The organism is Methylobacterium sp. Leaf93 (genome assembly GCF_001422345.1).
GTDB lineage: Bacteria > Pseudomonadota > Alphaproteobacteria > Rhizobiales > Beijerinckiaceae > Methylobacterium > Methylobacterium bullatum.
The window spans coordinates 450,450-467,290 of the sequence record NZ_LMMS01000026.1; the positions used below are offsets into that span (position 1 = coordinate 450,450).

Below are 16,841 nucleotides of genomic sequence, written 5' to 3' on the forward strand. Positions count from 1 at the left end.
ACACGTGCTCGCCTACATCCTGCGCCGCATCGCCCTCATGGTCCCGACGATCTTCGGGATCATGCTCATCACCTTCGTCATCGTGCAATTCGCCCCCGGCGGCCCGGTGGAGCGCGTGCTGGCGCAGTTGCAGGGCCAGAGCGAGGGCAGCCTGTCCCGCGTCACGGGAGGCGCCGGCGACCTCGGAGGCGGCGGGCGCAGCGCGGGGAGCGGTTCGGAGGCAAGTTCGCGCTATCGCGGCGCGCAGGGGCTCGACCCGGCCTTCATCAAGAAGCTCGAACAGCAATTCGGCTTCGACAAGCCGGCCCCCGAGCGCTTCGCCAAGATGCTGTGGGACTACGCCACCTTTGATTTCGGCAAGAGCTACTTTCGCGATGTCTCGGTGCTGCAACTGATCCGCGAGCGGCTGCCGGTCTCGATCTCGCTCGGCCTGTGGATGACGCTGCTGTCCTACGCGATCTCGATTCCGCTCGGCATCCGCAAGGCGGTGAAGGACGGCTCGCGCTTCGACCTGTGGACCTCCAGCATCGTCATCGTCGGCTACGCCATCCCGAACTTCCTGTTCGGCATCGCCCTCATCATCCTCTTCGCCGGCGGCTCGTTCCTGCAGGTGTTCCCGATTCGCGGCCTCACCAGCGAGGGCTGGGAGAATTTCACCCTCTGGGGCAAGATCGTCGACTACGCCTGGCACATGACGCTGCCGCTCACCGCCTTGGTGCTCGGCGCCTTCGCCACCTCGACGCTGCTCACCAAGAACTCGTTCCTCGATGAGATCCGCAAGCAATACGTGATGACGGCGCGGATGAAGGGCCTCACCGAGCGGCGGGTGCTCTACGGCCACGTGTTCCGCAACGCCATGCTGATCGTGGTGGCGGGCTTTCCCGGCGCCTTCATCTCGGCTTTCTTCGCAGGCTCCCTGCTGATCGAGACGATCTTCTCCCTCGACGGGCTCGGGCTCCTGTCCTTCACCGCCATTGTCGGGCGCGACTACCCCATCGTCTTCGCCACGCTCTACATCTTCTCGCTGATGGGGCTGGCGGTGAACCTGCTCTCCGACCTGATCTATACTTGGATCGACCCGCGCATCGACTTCTCCGCCCGGGCCACATGACCAGCCTGACCCTCGTCATCCGGCCCGAGCGCCCGGGCGATGCCGACGCCGTCGACCGCCTCCATGCCCGCGCCTTCGGGCCGGGACGCTTTGCCCGCACCGCCTATCGCCTGCGCGAAGGCACCGTGCCGATGGCCGATCTCTGCTTCACCGCGCTGGTTGGCACCTACCTCGTCGGGTCGGTCCGCATCGCTCCGGCGCAGGCGGGCGGGCTGCTCCTCGTGCTCGGGCCGCTCACCGTCGATCCGAGCTTCGAGGGGCGCGGCATCGGCGGATCGCTGATGCGGGCGAGCCTCGATGCCGCGCGGGCCAGCGGCCACGGCGTCGTGGTTCTCGTGGGTGATGCGCCCTATTACCGCCGCTTCGGCTTCGCCCCCGTGCCGCCCGGCCGCCTGCTGCCGCCGGGACCCGTCGATCCCGCCCGCTTCCTCTGGCTCGAGCTCCGCCCCGGCGCCCTCGACACCGTGTCGGGGAACGTGAAAGCCGTTCGTCCGCGTTGACCGACAGGTGCCGAGCGGCGGCGCGGGAGCGACGAATGACGGAATCCAACCTCTCCATCAGACACCGGACCATCGCGGTGAACGGCGTCACCCTGCATGTGGCGTCCGCCGGCCATGGACGGCCCCTGGTCCTGCTCCATGGCTGGCCGGAATTCTGGCTCACCTGGGAGCCGGTGATGCGGCGCCTCGCCGACCGGTTCGAGCTGATCGTTCCCGACCTGAGAGGTTTCGGCGCGAGCGAGAAGCCCGATGCCGGGCCGTCGGACCGGGCCGGGGCGGAGGTCCACGCGGCGGATGTCGTCGGGCTGCTCGACGCCCTCGGGATCGCGCGCGCCGGGTTCGTCGGCCACGATGTGGGCGCCTATGTCGGGCAGGCGCTCGGGCGTCGCATCCCGGAGCGCCTCACCGGCCTGTTCTTCTTCGATTGCCCCTATCCCGGCATCGGCCCGCGCCTAGCGGCTCCGGAGATGCTCGCCGAGATCTGGTACCAGTCCTTCCACGTCAAGCCGTTCGCCGCCGCCACGGTCGGCGCGTCGTCCGAGTCCTGCCGACTGTACATCGGCCATTTCCTGCGCCACTGGGCCGGCGGGAACCCGGCCGCCTTCGATGACGTGCTGGAGTCGTTCGTCGATAATTTCATGGCCGCCGACAACCTGCAGGGCGGCTTCAACTGGTACGTCAGCGCGCAGGAGGGGCGTCTCGCCATGATCCGGGGCGAAGCGCCCGCGCTGGCGCCGATCACCGTGCCGACCTGCATCCGCTGGGGCACGCGCGACCCGCTCTTCCCCTATGCCTGGACCGATCGTCTCGGGGACACGTTCGCCGATCTCGACCTCGCCCCGTTCGAGGGAGTCGGCCATTTCCCGCACCGCGAGGCGCCCGATGCGGCGGCGGCGGAGATCGCGCGGTTCTTCGGACGTTTGGCGGGAGAGAGTGGCCCACCGTGAGGGCCGGGTGAGGCGCGCCGCGGCGTTCCCCGTGGACCCGGCCTGCTCCCCCGCGCATCGCGGCCGCCCATCCTCGCTGCCGCGAGGCGTCGGTGTCCAGCCGCGCCGTTACCGCCCGGCCTCGGCCGTCCGGCTCGGGTCGTCCTTCGGATCAATGTAGTTCAGCCCGAACGGTCCCGTCCCGTTGACTTGCAACTCGACCGGTTCGTCCGTGGTCCAGAGAGAATGAGGCATGTCTTCAGGCAGGTAGACGAAGCCGCCCGTCTTCAGCAGCTGACCGGCCGACCTGTCGAGCGTTGCACCATGGGCGTGATGGATCGAGCCGGAGAGGATGGTCAGCGTCTCCGGCTTCGAATGGGTATGAGGCGCGATCACCGTGTTCGCCGGAAACTTCAGGCGCAGCACGAAAGGTCCGGCCTTGGCTGCGTCGCCGGCCACGGCGCTGATCTGCGTTCCCTTCGGAAGATTCGCGGGTCCGGCCTGATAGGGCACCGCCGCAGCGTCTCGGAACGTCACCATGCCGTGCCCCCCGTCCTCGGCGGCCTGTGCGGCCCCGAAGCCGAGGGCCAGGATGGTGAATGCGGTCAGCGTGCGGATGCCCGGTGTCATCGATCCGTCCTCCCACTTTGTCGCAGCGAAGATGGAGGAGAGACGTCCGCCGGGCAGCGCGGCACGGTGCCGCTCCGACGACCTCGGCGCCGAAGGCATCAGGCAGCCCGCCCGCGCCGCCCCTCCACCAGCCACATCGCCAGCACCGCCCCGGCGAGCGCCACCAGCGCCCACAGGCCCAGCGCCAGGGGATAGACCTCGACGCCCCGGATCACGGCGCTGTCGCTGGGGCGGAAGCCGATCCAGTCGGCGCCGGCGAGCCGGCCGCTGCGCACCGATTGCAGGCGCGGGACCACCGTGCCGCCGCCGGCATCGGCGATCCGCCGGATCGATCCGCCGGTTCCGTCGGCCACAGCCTTGAGCCGCTCGGTATCGCTGAACACGTCGGTGAGTTCGCGCGGGTTCGGCGGCCCGACGCTAACGAAGGCGATGAGCGAGCCGGAGCGCAGGGTGTGCAGCCCAAGTTCCGTGGCCTCGAAAGTCGTGCTGAACAGGCCGGGCTCCCCGGCGGTGAGGGTGAGCACCCGCTCCGGTCCGGTCGGCCCCTTCACGGTGACGGGCTCGGTGGTCTCGGCCATGGTCTGGCGCTCGACGCGGATTTCGCGGCCATGCCCCGTCGTCTGCGCCCGCAAGGCCTCTTCCTCGAGGGCCGGCTCCTTCATCAGCCAATGGCCGAGGCGGCGCAGCAGGTCGAGATAAGGGCCGCCTTCCTGGTAGCCCCGCGCCCAAAGCCAGGCGTGGTCGGAAAGCAGAAGGGCGACACGGCCCTTGTCCTCTCGCGAAAGGGCGAGAAGCGGCAGGGCGTTCGGACCCTGCAGGATCGGCTGGACGCCGGGCTTCGTCTGGGCGGAGACGATGCGCAGCCAATCACCCCAGGCCGGGGGAGACGCCTCCGATCCGGGCAGGGCTCGGGTGACGGGGTGGCGGGTACCGGTGCCCGTCAGCGCCGCCTTGTAGGGCTGCTCCACCACGCGGCCATTGGGTTCGCCGGGCAGGATCTGCGAGAGCCGCGTGCGGGCGAGGCTCGCCGAGGAGGCGAATTCCGGCCCCGCCGCGATGAGCAGCGCACCGCCATCCCGGACGTAGCGGACGATGTTGTCGAAATAGGCCGAGGGCAGCACGCTCTGGTTGGCGTAGCGGTCGAAGATGATGAGGTCGAAATCCTTGATCTTCTGGACGAACAGCTCGCGGGTCGGGAAGGCGATGAGCGAGAGTTCCGAGATCGGCGTGCCGTCCTGCTTCTCCGGCGGGCGCAGGATGGTGAAGTGGACGAGATCGACGTTGGCGTCGGATTTCAGCAGGTTGCGCCAGGTCCGCTCGCCCTGGTGCGGCTCGCCCGAGACGAGGAGTACGCGCAGCTTCTCGCGAATGCCCTCGATGGGCAGGACGGCGCGGTTGTTGATCGTCGTCAACTCGCCGGGCAGCGGCTCGACCTCGATCTCCACGACGTTGGGACCGCCATGCTCGATCTTGGTGGTGAGCGAGAACGGCTGGCCGGTGGGGAAGGTGCGGCGCCCGATCTCCTCGCCGTCGCGGCGCACGGTGACGGTGGCGCTGCCGGTGCCGCCCCGCTCCATCACCTCGGCGCGGATGGTGAGGTCGCGCCCGACGATGCCGAAGCGCGGCGCCTCGATCAGCTTGATCTGCCGGTCGCGCTCGTCGGGATGGCCGGTGACGAGGACGTGGAGCGGTGCCTTGATGCCGAGCGCCGCGACGGAGGCCGGGATGTCGTGGACGACGCCGTCCGTGAGCATCACAACCCCGGCGAGCCGGTCCGGCGGAACGTCGGCGAGGCCCTGGGACAGGGCCGTGAACAGCTTGGTGCCGTCGTCCCCGTCCTTGGCGTCGGGCACGTCGATGAAACGCGGCTCGATGTTGGTGAGCGCGCCGAAGCGCCGCTGCAACTCGGCCCGGACCGTATCGGTCATGGCCGGACGGTCACCGAGACTTTGCGATCCGGACCGGTCGACGACGATGGCCGCGATGTCCTTCACCGGCTCGCGGTCCTCGCGCACCAGGGACGGGTTGGCGATGGCCAGCAGCACGAGCCCGAGGGCCAGCGCCCGCAGGATCGCCGTGCGGCCCCGCGCCACGAAAGCGAGGACGACGAAGATCGTCACCAGAACGCCCAAGCCCGCGATGATCGGCCACGGGATGAGGGGGGTGAAGCTGAGGCTCAGCATGGGCAAGCGGCCTCCGAGTTTCGGCTTCCCCTGGTCTCCAACCCAACCACCTCATCCTGAGGTGCCCGCAAAGCGGGCCTCGAAGGAGGCTTCCAGTTCTCGCAGGGCTGACTGGAGGGCTCCTTCGAGGCCTCCGCTGCGCCTCGGCGCCTCAGGATGAGGTTGGAGGGATGGATATCGCTCATGGTTATTTGAAAGGAGAGGGTTGGGGTGAGGTGTGGTCCATCTCCGGAGAGGTCGCCCCCTCTCCCGGTCGCTCCGCGACCACCCTCCCCCGCAGAGGGGGGAGGGACGAGCCCGTCCGGATACGTCGTCTGAGAGCTCATCACTGCCCCAACCGCTCCAGCAGGGCCGGAACGTGGACCTGATCCGCCTTGTAGTTGCCGGTGAGGGTGTAGATCACGAGGTTGATGCCGCCACGAAACGACATCTCGCGCTGGCGCTGGTCGCCGCCGACGATGGGGTAGAGCGCTTCGCCGCGCTTGCCCACCGCCCAGGCGGCGGCGAGGTCGTTGCCCGTAATGACGATGGGGGAAACGCCGTCGCCGGCCCGCGCGGGGCGGCGTTCGGCCCCGTCGCCGGCCGGCGGCAGGGTCTCGACCCATGTCTGGCCGGTGGCGTAGCGGCCGGGGAAATTGTCTACGAGGTAGAAGGCCTTGGTGAGCACGTGATCGGCCGGGACGGGTTCCAGTTCCGGCACTTCCAGGGTGGAGAGCATCTTGCGCAGATAGGCTCCCTCCGGGGTGGGTGGGCCGCCCGGCCGCGCGGTGAGCGCGTCGCGGGTATCGAACAGGACTGTCCCGCCGTTGCGCATGAACGCGTCGATCCGGCGGATCGCTGCCTCGCTCGGCTGGGGGCGGCTGGCGACGATGGGCCAGTAGATGATCGGGTAGAAGGCGAGCTCGTCCTTGCCCGGATCGATGCCGATCGGGTCGCCCGGCTCCAGGGCGGTGCGGCTCGCCAGCATCTGGGTCAGGCCGCTGAGCCCGGCGCGGCTGGCCGTATCCGTCGCCTCGTCGCCGGTGACGACATAGGCCAGACGGGTGGCGAGGGCCGAATCGAACGTGGTCGGCCGCGCGGTCTCCTGCGCGCGGGCGGCGTCCGAAAGCCCGGCGACGCCGATCCCGGCGACCAGAAGCGCCACCGCCGCCCGTCCGGCGAAACGTCCGAACAGCCCCCCGCGCGACCGGTTGAAGAGGCCGCCGAGCCAGAGGCCGGCGAGGGTGTCGAGGATCAGGAGCATCAGCGCCACGGTAAACAGCGTGGCGCGCAAGTCGAGGGTGTCCCCGCCGGTGAGCGAACCGGTGCGGGCGTCCGCGAAGGCCGACAGGTCGAGGGGTTTGAGGCGGTCGTCGGGCCTCAGCGCGTTCACGGCGACGCCGCCGTCGGCGGGGCCATAGAACCCGGCCGGGTGTTCGAGGCTGGCGCGCACGCCATAATCATCCGGCACCGCCGTGGCGCCGGCGGGCGGGCTGCCCAGCGCCCCGAAACCGTCGAGGGTGAGGCGGGGCGCGAGCACGGCGGCGGCGGGCCGGGTCGAACCCTCCCCTCCATTCGGAGACGCGCTGCCCGACAGGGCGACGACCCGGCGCAGCATGTCGATGAACAGGCCCGACAGCGGCAAGTTCGACCAGGTCGTGTCGGCGGTGACGTGGAACAGTACGATCTGCCCCTTGCCGCGCTTCTCGGCGGTGACGATGGGCGTGCCGTCTTCCAGGGAGGCCCAGGTCCGGCTCGGCAAGTCACCGTCCGGCTCCGCGAGGATCTGGCGGCGCACCCCGATATCGGCCGGGGGGACCAGCCCGGCAAACGGACTCTCCGGGGCAAAGGCGGCGAGCGTCTTGGGGCTGTCCCAGGACAGGGTGCCGCCCAGTGTCCGGCCGCCCCGGCGCAGGCGCACGGGGACCAGGGTGTCGTTGCCGGCCGCCAAGCGCGGCCCGGCGAAGCGCAGCAACAGGCCGCCCTCGTCTACGAAGGTGGCCACCCGGCGCATGGTCGCCTCGTCGAGGGCGCCCACATCGGCGAGCACCAGCACCGAGACCTGATTGTCGAGGAGTTGCCCGACCGATTCGGCGACCCCCTTGGCCCCACGCGCTTCCTGCACGTCGGCGAAGGGCGTCAGGGCACGGGAGAGATAGTAGGTCGGGGCCAGGAGCGGCTGGGCCTGATCGTTGGTGCCGCCGAAGACCAGGCCGACCCGACGGCGCTTGCCGCGCTCGTCCATCAGCGTCACCGCGCCGGCCGAGCGCTCGGCGGCGATCTCCAGCCGGCTGATGCCGTTGCGGAGCTCCACCGGAAGCTCGAACGTGACCTCGGTTTCGGTGGCCCCGTCGGCGAAGCGGAAATCGTGCTCGGCCAGGGGCAGGCCCTTCTGGTCCAGGGCGCGAACGAGGCCGGCATCGCGGCCATTGGCCGAGGCGCGCAGCACATGGGCGGTGAGCTTGCCTCCACTCTCGGCCGCGGCGAGCGCCAGGGCCGGGGGCCGGTCGGCGCGCAGGATGGTCAGACGGGCGCCGGACTTGTTTAGGACGTCGGACAGGCCCTTGCCGAACCCGTCGGATGCGACCGCCATGACGCCATCGGTGATCCACACCAAAGCAGCCGTCGGATGGCGGTCGAAGAAGCCTCCGATGGCGGTCAAATGGACGTCGCGTTGCGGTAGATGCGAGCGCGGCGCGATGGCCCGGAGCCGGTCCAAAGCGGCGGCGGGCGTCTTCGCCTCCAGGGCGGCAGGGGCATCGGCCAGGGCGAGCACCGCCACGGGGCGACCGTCCCGTGAGGCGGCCTCGACCTCGTTGGTGGCGGCGCGCATGCGCTCGCGCCAGTCATGCGCGGCGGAAAACCCGTTATCGATCATGACGATGAGCGGCGTCCGCCCCGATGTCGCGCCGGTACCCGACGGGTTCCAGACCGGTCCCGACACGGCGAGGATCAGGCAGGCCGCGGCGATCATCCGGAGGATCAGCAGCCAGGGCGGCGTCCGCGCCGGAGTCTCGCGCTTGGCCAGCAGGTCGGCCATGATCCGCAGGGGCGGAAACTCGATCCGCTGCGGCCGCGGCGGCGTTACCCGCAGCAAATACCACAATGCCGGCAATGCGATAAGCGCCGCGAGCGCCAGCGGCGCAGCGAAAGTCAGGGGCAATCCGAACATGCGCTGCTCCTCACCCCGTGCCGCGCGCGGCGGCGACCAGCGTGAGGAGCCGCAGGGCCGCCTCGCTCGCCGGCCGGTCGGTGCGGTGGATCGTCAGGGTCCAGCCCTGGGCCCGGACGATCTCGGAAAGGCCATCCCGATGCGCGGCGATCCGGGTGCGATAGGCAGCCCCCCACGCCGCCGCGTCGCCGATATCGAGGCTCGTCTTGGTCTCGGGATCGTGCAGTACGGCCTGGCCGGCGAAGGGAAAGGTCTCCTCCACCGGGTCGACAACCATGACGAGATGACCTCTCGTGCCGGAGCCCGCCAGCGAGCCCACAGACTCTCTAACCTGTTCCAACGGCGAGAGAAAATCGCTGACGAGGATCGCCTCGTCGAAGCGGCCCGGCGTGGCGCGCGGCGGCATGTCCTGCTTAAGGCCGGCTTTGTCGGCCACCAGAGCCTGCGCCATGGTCTCGACGATCCGGCGGGAGGCAGTGGCTCTGGTGAGACCCAAAAGCCCCGCCCGCTCGCCCCCCTCGACCAGGGCATCGGCCACGGCGAGGCCGAGCACGAGGGCGCGCTCGACCTTCGGCCCCTGCCCGAGGCTGGACGAGAACCCCATGGAGGCGGAACGGTCGATCCAGAACCAGATGTTGTGGGTCGCCTCCCATTCGCGCTCGCGCACATAGAGCCGGTCGTCGCGGGCCGAGCGGCGCCAATCCACCCGCGCCGCCGCTTCGCCGGCCACGAAGGGCCGGAACTGCCAGAAGCTCTCCCCCTGCCCTGCCCGGCGTCTGCCGTGCAGGCCATGCGCGAGCGTTGAGGATACGCGTCGCGATTCGAGGATCAGACGCGGCATCCGCTCGGCGAGGGACAGCGCGCCTTCGGTCTCGTGTCGCCCAGGAGCGCGCTGGGCCGCGTCGAGAACCCGGGTGGCGATCATCCGGCTAAAGCTTTGCGGCCAGCTGAGCGATGATCCCCGGCACGGTCTCGCCGTCGGCGCGGGCCGCGAAGCTCAAGGCCATACGGTGCTTGAGCACGGGCTCCGCCAGCGCCTTCACGTCGGCGACCGAGGGTGCCACGCGGCCTTCGATCAAGGCGCGGGCGCGCACCGCCAGAGTCAGCGCCTGGCTGGCGCGAGGACCCGGCCCCCACAGGAGCTTGCCCTTCAAAGACGGATCGCCCCCTTCCGGCCGCGCGGAGCGAACGAGGTCGAGGATCGCATCCACCACCGCATCGCCCACGGGCAGGCGGCGCACGAGGCGCTGCGCAGTGAGAAGCGCCTCCGTGGACATCACCGCCTGCGGGGTATGGTCACCGACGCCCGTGGTCTCGATGAGGATCCGGCGCTCGGCGGCGCGATCGGGATAGCCGACATCGATCTCGAGCAGGAAACGGTCGAGCTGCGCCTCCGGGAGCGGGTAAGTGCCCTCCTGCTCGATGGGATTCTGCGTCGCAAGCACATGGAACGGGCGCGGCAGGTCGTGGCGTTCGCCCGCCACCGAGACGAAATTCTCCTGCATCGCCTGCAGCAGGGCGGATTGGGTGCGCGGACTCGCCCGGTTGATCTCGTCCGCCATCAGCAATTGCGTGAAGACCGGGCCGCGCACGAAGCGGAACGAACGGCGGCGGTCCTGGTCCTCGTCGAGGATCTCGGTGCCGAGGATGTCGGAGGGCATCAAGTCGGGGGTGAACTGTACGCGTCGCGCATCGAGGCCGAGCACCGTGCCGAGTGTCTCGACGAGCTTGGTCTTGGCGAGACCCGGCAGTCCGACGAGCAAGCCGTGGCCGCCCGCCAGGATGGTGATGAGGGCGAGGTCGACCACCTTTTCCTGGCCGAAGATGACCTTGTGGATCGCGTCGCGGGCCTGTCCCACCTGACCGAGACACGCCTCTGCCGTAGCAACGATGCCGTCGTCGAGGGAGGTGGCCGTGGCCGGCGTGGAGCCTGAAGTCATGCGTTCGATCCCGGTTTGCCGCTCAGCCGGTAGACCGGATCAAAGCAGCACATGCCTGTAGCCTGACGGCGACTTTGGGAGGGAGTGTGGCGTTCTTTTCCAGACGCTGGCAAGGTCGACGCGACGACGCAGGCGTTTTGCCGGATATTGGCGCTCTTTCCGCCAGGCTCCGAGCGATCAGAAATGGCTGAACGACCGCGTGGTGAAGGCGTGTTCGCTGCCGTCCGACCGACGGAAAACCGGCGCCCGATCGCCGGTCACCACAGTCCCTATCCGTGTGAGCGGGATGCCGACAGCAAGGCTCTCGTCGATGAAGGCGTCGACCTGGTTCGGCGGCACGGCGCAGAGGATCTCGTAATCGTCGCCACCGGTGACGATGGTGTGGATGAGCCCAGGGTCGAGAGCGAGCGCTTCCCGAGCGGAATCGGACAGCGGTACGTCCGAGAGGATGATCTCGGCGCTACGGCCACCACCCGCCAGCATCTTCGTCAGATCGCCGGCGAGTCCGTCCGACACGTCCATCGCAGCACGTGCATGGCGGCGTAGGCTCCGCGCCAGGGAAATACGCGGCCTGGGATGGCGGTAGCGGTCGATGAGAACGCCGCGCGCTGCCGATCCGAGGCGCTCGCCCCATTTCGGCATGGAGCCGTCGAGGAGCCGCAAGCCAAGGGCCGCATCACCGATCGTGCCACTGACGCAGAGGATATCGCCAATCTCGGCCGTCATCCGCCGGACCATACCGCCGTGCGATACCTCGCCGATGGCGGTGACCCCGATGAGGGCGGGACCGGCCGAGCGGACGGTATCGCCTCCGAGGAGTGGGCAGCCGAACGCCATTGCCGCCTCGCTCAGGCCAGTGGCGAAGCCGGCAAGCCAGTCTTCGGTCCAATCGTCGGGCAAGGCGAGGGTTAGGAGGAACCCGCGCGGCGTAGCCCCCTTCGCCGCGATGTCGGACAGGTTCACCCCAAGCACCTTGCGCGCAATCGAGGCAGGGGGATCATCGGGAAGACAATGGACGCCCTCAACGATCGCGTCGGCGGTCAGGACGAGATCGCATCCGGGACTCGGCGCCAGGGTGGCGGCGTCGTCGCGCAACCCATCGGCACCGTGCCCCGCCAACGGCGCGAAGTAGCGTGCGATCAGCCCGTCCTCCGTGGGGCGGGAAGCGGGGGGATTTGTCTTCAAGCGCGCCCGGAACCGGGAAGCCCGGCGAATTCCGATCCACGAACCTCGCGGGCTACCTTGTCGAGGACGGCGTTGACCATGCCGGGCTCATCGCCGGCATAGAAGCTGTGAGCCACATCGACATATTCCGAGATCGCGGCACGTGCCGGCACGTCCTTGCGGAACATGATTTCGTAGGCTCCGGCACGGAGGATGGCGCGCAAAACCGCCTCGATGCGCTTCAGAGGCCAGCCGCTGGACAGGACCTTGTCCAGTTGAGGATCGATGGCGCGCTGCTCCTCGACGACGCCACGCAGCAGATCGCGGAAGAAAGCGATCTCCGCGGGCGGCTGCTCGATGCCATCAATGTCACGGCCGATCCAATAGGCTTCGAACTCGGCGAGCGCTTCGATGACGCCCTTATCGGAAATTTCCATCTCGTAGAGCGCCTGCACAACGGTGAGGCGTGCGCCGCTGCGCTCGATCGTCTTGGCCATGGGCTTCTCAATCCTCTCCCACGGGTGCGGCGGCTGCAGCGCGTTTCAGCGCCAGCACGGCCAAGGCCGCATCCGCGGCGCCTGCCCCCTTATTCAGGTCGGAAACGCGAGCGCGGGCGAGGGCCTGCTCCATCGTTTCCACCGTCAGAATGCCGTTGCCGAGGGGCAGTCGCCCAATCACCGACAAATCCATGAGTGCTCGCGCGCTCTCGGTTGCCACGATGTCGTAATGGCCGGTTTCACCACGAATGACGCAGCCAAGGGCGACGGCGGCGTCATACGGCTGCCCCGCGCGAGCTGCCTCCTCCACCAGGATCGCGATGGCTGCGGGAATCTCGAGAGCACCCGGCACTGTCACGACGACACCCTCCGCTTCCGCCGCGTCGAGCGCATTCTGCGCGCCAGCGAGGAGTTCATCGGAGATGTCGTCGTAGTAGCGCGCTTCCACCACGAGGACACGCGCGCCCTTTACGTTCGTAGGGGGGGCCGGGCGAACGGCTGGTGAGGGCGAAACCATCGTGGGCCTTGTCTGTAGTGGCGGAGGGCTACATCGGCACCGACGTGACGAGTGAGCCTCGAGCGCGGATCGTTGGCGTCACCACCCAGTACGACCGGGTTGGCCCGGTTCGAAATCTTACGACCGACCGCGTTAGGAACGTAGGTCGGCGACTTGGCGGTCGCTCGGCGAGCGATAAACCGAAGGGTGCGGTATCACAAGATAGCGCATCATGAGGCACGCTTCTCGAACAGCCGGGCCGCGTAGCGGGCGATGAGGTCGACCTCGAGATTTAGCCGGTCGCCGATTCGGCGCTCACCCCAGGTCGTCACCTCCAGGGTGTGGGGGATGAGAAGGACCGAGAAATGGTCGCCATCGATGGAATTGACGGTGAGCGACGTGCCGTCGAGGCAGACCGACCCCTTCTCCGCGATGAAACGCGACACGGACGACGGTCCGCGCAGGAGAAAACGGTCGCTCGGCGACCATTGCGGATCGCCGGTGCCACCGGTCACGCTCTCGCTGGCTACAATCTCTGCCACTCCGTCCACATGCCCGGTGACAAGATGGCCGCCGAGCTCATCGCCAATCTTCAGCGAGCGTTCGAGGTTAAGCCGCGTACCCTCAGCCCAGCCGACGACGGTGGTGCGCGCGAGAGTTTCGGCAGCTGCATCGACAGAAAAGATACAACCCTGTGTGTCTGGCTCGATCGCCACCACGGTAAGGCAGGGGCCGGAACATGCGATTGAAGCACCGAGAGCGATGGTCACCGGATCGTACGAGGATCGGATGCGAATGCGGCGCAGACGCTCATCCCCCTCGACGCTGAGGACCGTTCCTACATCGCTGACGAGGCCGGTGAACATCTAGACGCTCCGTTCGTAGGTGACAGACCGGTCCGGCCCGAACGCGTGAGTTTCAGTGACGCCGAAGCTGGGCTCGTGCAGGCGGGCCTTCAACGCCTCACCAACGGCCGGCAGGCCCCCTCCACCGATAGCGCGCGGACCGGTAACGAGGGTGCAGACGTCGACCAGATCTGCGGCTGCCAGGGAATCGGCAAGGTGCGGACCGCCTTCGCAACAGATTCGAGTCAGTCCGTGCTCTGCCAGACGTGCGAGGGCGGCAGACAGGTCGATCCGGCCACTCGAGCACGCTGTCACCTGGATCGTCTCGACGCCGAAGGATGTCAGCATCCGCTTGGCATGGATCGGGGCCGACCGTGTCGTCATCACCAGAGTCGGGATGTCGCGCGCACTACGCACAAGGTGCGAGGCCGGCGACAGACGCAGCGTCGAATCGAGGACAATGCGCAGCGGTGATCGTTGGGACAGGCCGGGCAGCCGGACGGTCAGCGACGGATCGTCCGCTCGTGCCGTGCCAATGCCGACGAGAATTGCGTCGGCATGGGCGCGCCACAGATGGACCGCGCCATCGGCGATGGGACCGGTGATGCGCAGGCGCTCGTCCGGCGCGCCAGAGGCGAAGCCGTCCTGGGTGCGGGCGAGCTTGAGATGCAGGGTAGGGCGCCCCTTCGTGACGCGGGTGAAATGGCCGCGATGATCTCTTGCGGCCTCGTCCCGGAGCACATTCTGCGTCACGGCGATACCCGCTTGGGCGAGGCGCGCATGGCCCCTGCCCGCCACTCGGGAATCCGGATCCTCGATTGCCGTGACGACGCGGGTAATCCCCGACGCAATGATGGCGTCGACGCAAGGAGGCGTGGCTCCATGATGTGAGCAGGGTTCGAGAGTGACGTAAAGTGTTCCCCCGCGCGCGTCCTCGCCGGCCATGGCGAGAACGAGAGGCTCGGCATGCGGGCGTCCCCCTGGAGCCGTCACGCCCTGCGCAACAACGCGTTCTCTGCCCGTCTCCCCCGCGACCACAACCGCACCGACTGACGGATTGGGCCAGGTCCGCCCGAGATTTCGCCTGCCCATCGCCAGGGCGAGTCGCATGAAGCGACGATCTTGGTCGGTGTTCGCCTCAGGTGCATTCATGACCGCACCCGCGTTGCGCGTTTCGACGGATGTTTGGTTGGTGGACTTGCAATGGGCAGGACCTCACTGAGAGGGGCTTCATCGCTCGCCTCTTCGACCTGGAGTGGCGCAATGCCGGAGGTCTCCCCCAAGGTGCCGAGCAACGCCTTGAAATCACTGGCCTCGCGGAAATTTTTGTACACCGAGGCGAAGCGGACATAGGCCACGTCGTCGAGACCTTTGAGCCCCTCCATCACCAGTTCGCCGATCGCCTCGCTGGCGATCTCGGCCTCGCCGCCGCTTTCCAGCTGCCGGGTGATGCCGCTGACCAGTCGCTCGATCCGCTCAGGGTCCACAGGGCGCTTCCGCAGGGCCACGCCGATGGAGCGCTGCAACTTGTCACGATCGAACGGGACGCGCTTGCCCGAGCGCTTGAGCACGGTGAGTTCGCGCAACTGCACCCGCTCGAAGGTCGTGAAGCGGCCTCCGCAATCCGGGCAGACCCGACGGCGTCGAATTGCAGCAGAATCGTCGCTGGGGCGCGAGTCCTTCACCTGGGTGTCGGGACCGCCGCAATAGGGACACCGCATCGGGCGGATACCTGCATGGTTGGTGAGGAAACGAGAACGGCCGCGGATATGGTGATCCGCGGCCGTCTCTATCATGTCGGTGACGGCGGATGCACCCGCCGTCGAATGTCTCAGCCGTAGATCGGGAATCGGTGGGTCAGGGCGTGGACTTTATCCTTGACCGCGGCCTCGATGGCCGGATCGCCCGCATCGCCCTTGGCCACCAGACCGTCGAGTACTTCCACGATGAAGCCGCCGATCTGCTTGAACTCGGCTACGCCGAAGCCGCGCGAGGTGCCGGCTGGGGTGCCGAGGCGGATGCCCGAGGTGATGGTGGGCTTCTGCGGATCGAACGGGACGCCGTTCTTATTGCAGGTGATGTCGGCGCGGCTGAGGGCCGCCTCCGCCGCCTTGCCTGTGAGACCCTTCTTCTGAAGGTCCACGAGCATCAGGTGGTTGTCGGTTCCGCCCGAGGTGATGTCGTAGCCACCCGTGATCAGAGTGTCAGCGAGGGCCTTGGCGTTCTCGATGACTTGCTTGGCGTAAATCTTGAACTCGGGCTTAAGCGCCTCACCGAAAGCAACGGCCTTGCCGGCGATGACGTGCATGAGCGGACCGCCCTGGAGGCCGGGGAAGATCGCCGAGTTGAACTTCTTGGCGAGCGCCTCGTCGTTGGTCAGGATCATACCGCCACGCGGGCCGCGCAGAGTCTTGTGGGTGGTGGTGGTGGCCACGTGGGCGTGCGGGAACGGCGACGGGTGGACGCCAGCCGCCACGAGGCCCGCGAAATGGGCCATGTCGACGAAGAAGTATGCGCCGACGGCATCGGCGATCTCACGGAACTTGGCGAAGTCCCAGTGGCGCGGATAGCCTGAGCCGCCGGCGATGATCACCTTGGGCTTGTGCTCGTGTGCGAGTGCCTCGACCTGCTCCATGTCGATGCGCTGGTCATCGCGGCGCACGGTGTAGGAGACCGGCTTGAACCACTTTCCCGAGACGTTCGGGGGCGCGCCGTGGGTGAGGTGGCCGCCGGCGGCGAGATCGAGGCCGAGGAAGGTGTCGCCCGGCTGCATGAGGGCCATGAACACGCCCTGGTTCGCCTGGCTGCCCGAATTCGGCTGCACATTGGCGAAGCCACAATCGAACAGGCGCTTGGCGCGCTCGATGGCCAGGTTCTCGGCGATGTCGACAAACTGACAGCCACCATAGTAGCGACGGCCGGGATAGCCTTCCGCGTACTTATTGGTGAGGACCGACCCCTGGGCCTCCAGCACCGCCCTCGAGACGATGTTCTCGGAGGCGATCAACTCGATCTCGTGCTGCTGCCGGCCGAGTTCCTGGCTGACGGCCTTGGCCACTTCCGGATCGGCGTCGGCCAGGGACGCATTGAAAAAGGAATTCGAGAAGTGCTTGTCGGCAGCGGTACCGGCGCTCATGGAAAGCCTCGATTGTTGAACGGGCGAAGGCGTCCGTTATCCGCTGGCGTAAGGCGGGCGGACGCTCGATGGGCAATTTACTACACGTGCGGCGGGACCAGGCCAAGCGCAGCTAATTTGCCGTGGCCGTCGAAAAAATTTGAACTTCTGCCTCGTGCGCATCGCTTGCGTCACACCGTAGGACCGCGTTCCCTCCGTTTTGAGACCGCAAAACGCCTTGACAGCACCGGGACATATCATGAACATATCCAGTAGTTGCAAT

General features: G+C 68.0%; 15 protein-coding genes. 3 read left to right on the forward strand and 12 right to left on the reverse strand.

The genetic code is table 11. The features are described 5' to 3' along the window. Positions 1-4 precede the first annotated feature (4 nt). From ASF26_RS15850 to ASF26_RS15860, 3 genes are read left to right on the forward strand one after another with little or no spacing between them, the layout of a single operon-like run. Entirely contained in the window at positions 5-1,111 is a 1,107-nt protein-coding gene (locus ASF26_RS15850; protein ID WP_056255740.1) for a microcin C ABC transporter permease YejB, read from the forward strand. Then, positions 1,108-1,611, forward strand: coding sequence for an N-acetyltransferase (locus ASF26_RS15855; protein ID WP_056255742.1), 504 nt, complete (start codon positions 1,108-1,110; stop codon positions 1,609-1,611). Before ASF26_RS15850 ends, ASF26_RS15855 begins: the two co-directional genes overlap by 4 nt. 35 nt (positions 1,612-1,646) lie before the next feature. Then, entirely contained in the window at positions 1,647-2,558 is a 912-nt protein-coding gene (locus tag ASF26_RS15860; RefSeq protein ID WP_056255744.1) for an alpha/beta hydrolase, read from the forward strand. Between the two features lie 108 nt (positions 2,559-2,666). Here the strand turns inward: ASF26_RS15860 and ASF26_RS15865 are convergent, their stop codons facing one another. The 12 genes from ASF26_RS15865 to glyA form a co-directional block, all read right to left on the reverse strand. Next, positions 2,667-3,167 carry a cupin domain-containing protein gene (locus ASF26_RS15865; RefSeq protein WP_056255880.1) on the reverse strand — a complete coding sequence of 167 codons (501 nt, stop codon included), beginning with the start codon at positions 3,165-3,167 and terminating at the stop codon, positions 2,667-2,669. Positions 3,168-3,265: 98 nt separating this feature from the next. Beyond that, positions 3,266-5,350, reverse strand: a complete 2,085-nt coding sequence (locus ASF26_RS15870) for a hypothetical protein (RefSeq protein ID WP_056255747.1) — start codon at positions 5,348-5,350, stop codon at positions 3,266-3,268. Between the two features lie 325 nt (positions 5,351-5,675). Next, the gene (locus ASF26_RS15875) at positions 5,676-8,501 is read right to left on the reverse strand and encodes a DUF4159 domain-containing protein (protein WP_056255748.1); all 2,826 of its coding nucleotides are present in this window, start codon (positions 8,499-8,501) and stop codon (positions 5,676-5,678) included. A 10-nt stretch (positions 8,502-8,511) separates the two neighbouring features. After that, positions 8,512-9,426 carry a DUF58 domain-containing protein gene (locus ASF26_RS15880; protein WP_056255751.1) on the reverse strand — a complete coding sequence of 305 codons (915 nt, stop codon included), beginning with the start codon at positions 9,424-9,426 and terminating at the stop codon, positions 8,512-8,514. 4 nt (positions 9,427-9,430) lie between these two features. Then, complete coding sequence (locus ASF26_RS15885) at positions 9,431-10,441, reverse strand: MoxR family ATPase (RefSeq protein ID WP_056255753.1); 1,011 nt, start codon at positions 10,439-10,441, stop codon at positions 9,431-9,433. A 177-nt stretch (positions 10,442-10,618) separates the two neighbouring features. Beyond that, entirely contained in the window at positions 10,619-11,626 is a 1,008-nt protein-coding gene (thiL, locus tag ASF26_RS15890; RefSeq protein ID WP_056255755.1) for a thiamine-phosphate kinase, read from the reverse strand. Further along, positions 11,623-12,102, reverse strand: a complete 480-nt coding sequence (gene nusB, locus ASF26_RS15895; protein ID WP_056255757.1) for a transcription antitermination factor NusB — start codon at positions 12,100-12,102, stop codon at positions 11,623-11,625. Before nusB ends, thiL begins: the two co-directional genes overlap by 4 nt. A 7-nt stretch (positions 12,103-12,109) precedes the next feature. Continuing rightward, positions 12,110-12,619: a 6,7-dimethyl-8-ribityllumazine synthase gene (gene ribH, locus ASF26_RS15900; protein ID WP_056255760.1), complete on the reverse strand. Its 510-nt coding sequence runs from the start codon at positions 12,617-12,619 to the stop codon at positions 12,110-12,112. A 209-nt stretch (positions 12,620-12,828) separates the two neighbouring features. Beyond that, entirely contained in the window at positions 12,829-13,464 is a 636-nt protein-coding gene (locus ASF26_RS15905; protein ID WP_056255762.1) for a riboflavin synthase, read from the reverse strand. Continuing rightward, the gene (ribD, locus tag ASF26_RS15910; protein ID WP_082477668.1) at positions 13,465-14,553 is read right to left on the reverse strand and encodes a bifunctional diaminohydroxyphosphoribosylaminopyrimidine deaminase/5-amino-6-(5-phosphoribosylamino)uracil reductase RibD; all 1,089 of its coding nucleotides are present in this window, start codon (positions 14,551-14,553) and stop codon (positions 13,465-13,467) included. 38 nt (positions 14,554-14,591) lie between these two features. Then, complete coding sequence (gene nrdR / locus ASF26_RS15915) at positions 14,592-15,164, reverse strand: transcriptional regulator NrdR (RefSeq protein ID WP_056255884.1); 573 nt, start codon at positions 15,162-15,164, stop codon at positions 14,592-14,594. Positions 15,165-15,274: 110 nt separating this feature from the next. Continuing rightward, positions 15,275-16,579, reverse strand: a complete 1,305-nt coding sequence (glyA, locus tag ASF26_RS15920) for a serine hydroxymethyltransferase (RefSeq protein ID WP_018044703.1) — start codon at positions 16,577-16,579, stop codon at positions 15,275-15,277. Positions 16,580-16,841 lie beyond the last annotated feature (262 nt).

Bases quoted from the DNA above. Each gene is read 5' to 3' on its own strand.
- ASF26_RS15860 (WP_056255744.1), top strand. From the start codon at position 1,647: ATGACGGAATCCAACCTCTCCATCAGACACCGGACCATCGCGGTGAAC.
- ASF26_RS15870 (WP_056255747.1), bottom strand. From the start codon at position 5,350: ATGCTGAGCCTCAGCTTCACCCCCCTCATCCCGTGGCCGATCATCGCG.
- ribD (WP_082477668.1), bottom strand. From the start codon at position 14,553: ATGCGACTCGCCCTGGCGATGGGCAGGCGAAATCTCGGGCGGACCTGG.
- ASF26_RS15855 (WP_056255742.1), top strand. From the start codon at position 1,108: ATGACCAGCCTGACCCTCGTCATCCGGCCCGAGCGCCCGGGCGATGCC.
- ASF26_RS15885 (WP_056255753.1), bottom strand. From the start codon at position 10,441: ATGACTTCAGGCTCCACGCCGGCCACGGCCACCTCCCTCGACGACGGC.
- glyA (WP_018044703.1), bottom strand. From the start codon at position 16,579: ATGAGCGCCGGTACCGCTGCCGACAAGCACTTCTCGAATTCCTTTTTC.
- ASF26_RS15905 (WP_056255762.1), bottom strand. From the start codon at position 13,464: ATGTTCACCGGCCTCGTCAGCGATGTAGGAACGGTCCTCAGCGTCGAG.
- nrdR (WP_056255884.1), bottom strand. From the start codon at position 15,164: ATGCGGTGTCCCTATTGCGGCGGTCCCGACACCCAGGTGAAGGACTCG.
- nusB (WP_056255757.1), bottom strand. From the start codon at position 12,102: ATGGCCAAGACGATCGAGCGCAGCGGCGCACGCCTCACCGTTGTGCAG.
- ASF26_RS15880 (WP_056255751.1), bottom strand. From the start codon at position 9,426: ATGATCGCCACCCGGGTTCTCGACGCGGCCCAGCGCGCTCCTGGGCGA.
- ASF26_RS15875 (WP_056255748.1), bottom strand. From the start codon at position 8,501: ATGTTCGGATTGCCCCTGACTTTCGCTGCGCCGCTGGCGCTCGCGGCG.
- ribH (WP_056255760.1), bottom strand. From the start codon at position 12,619: ATGGTTTCGCCCTCACCAGCCGTTCGCCCGGCCCCCCCTACGAACGTA.
- ASF26_RS15865 (WP_056255880.1), bottom strand. From the start codon at position 3,167: ATGACACCGGGCATCCGCACGCTGACCGCATTCACCATCCTGGCCCTC.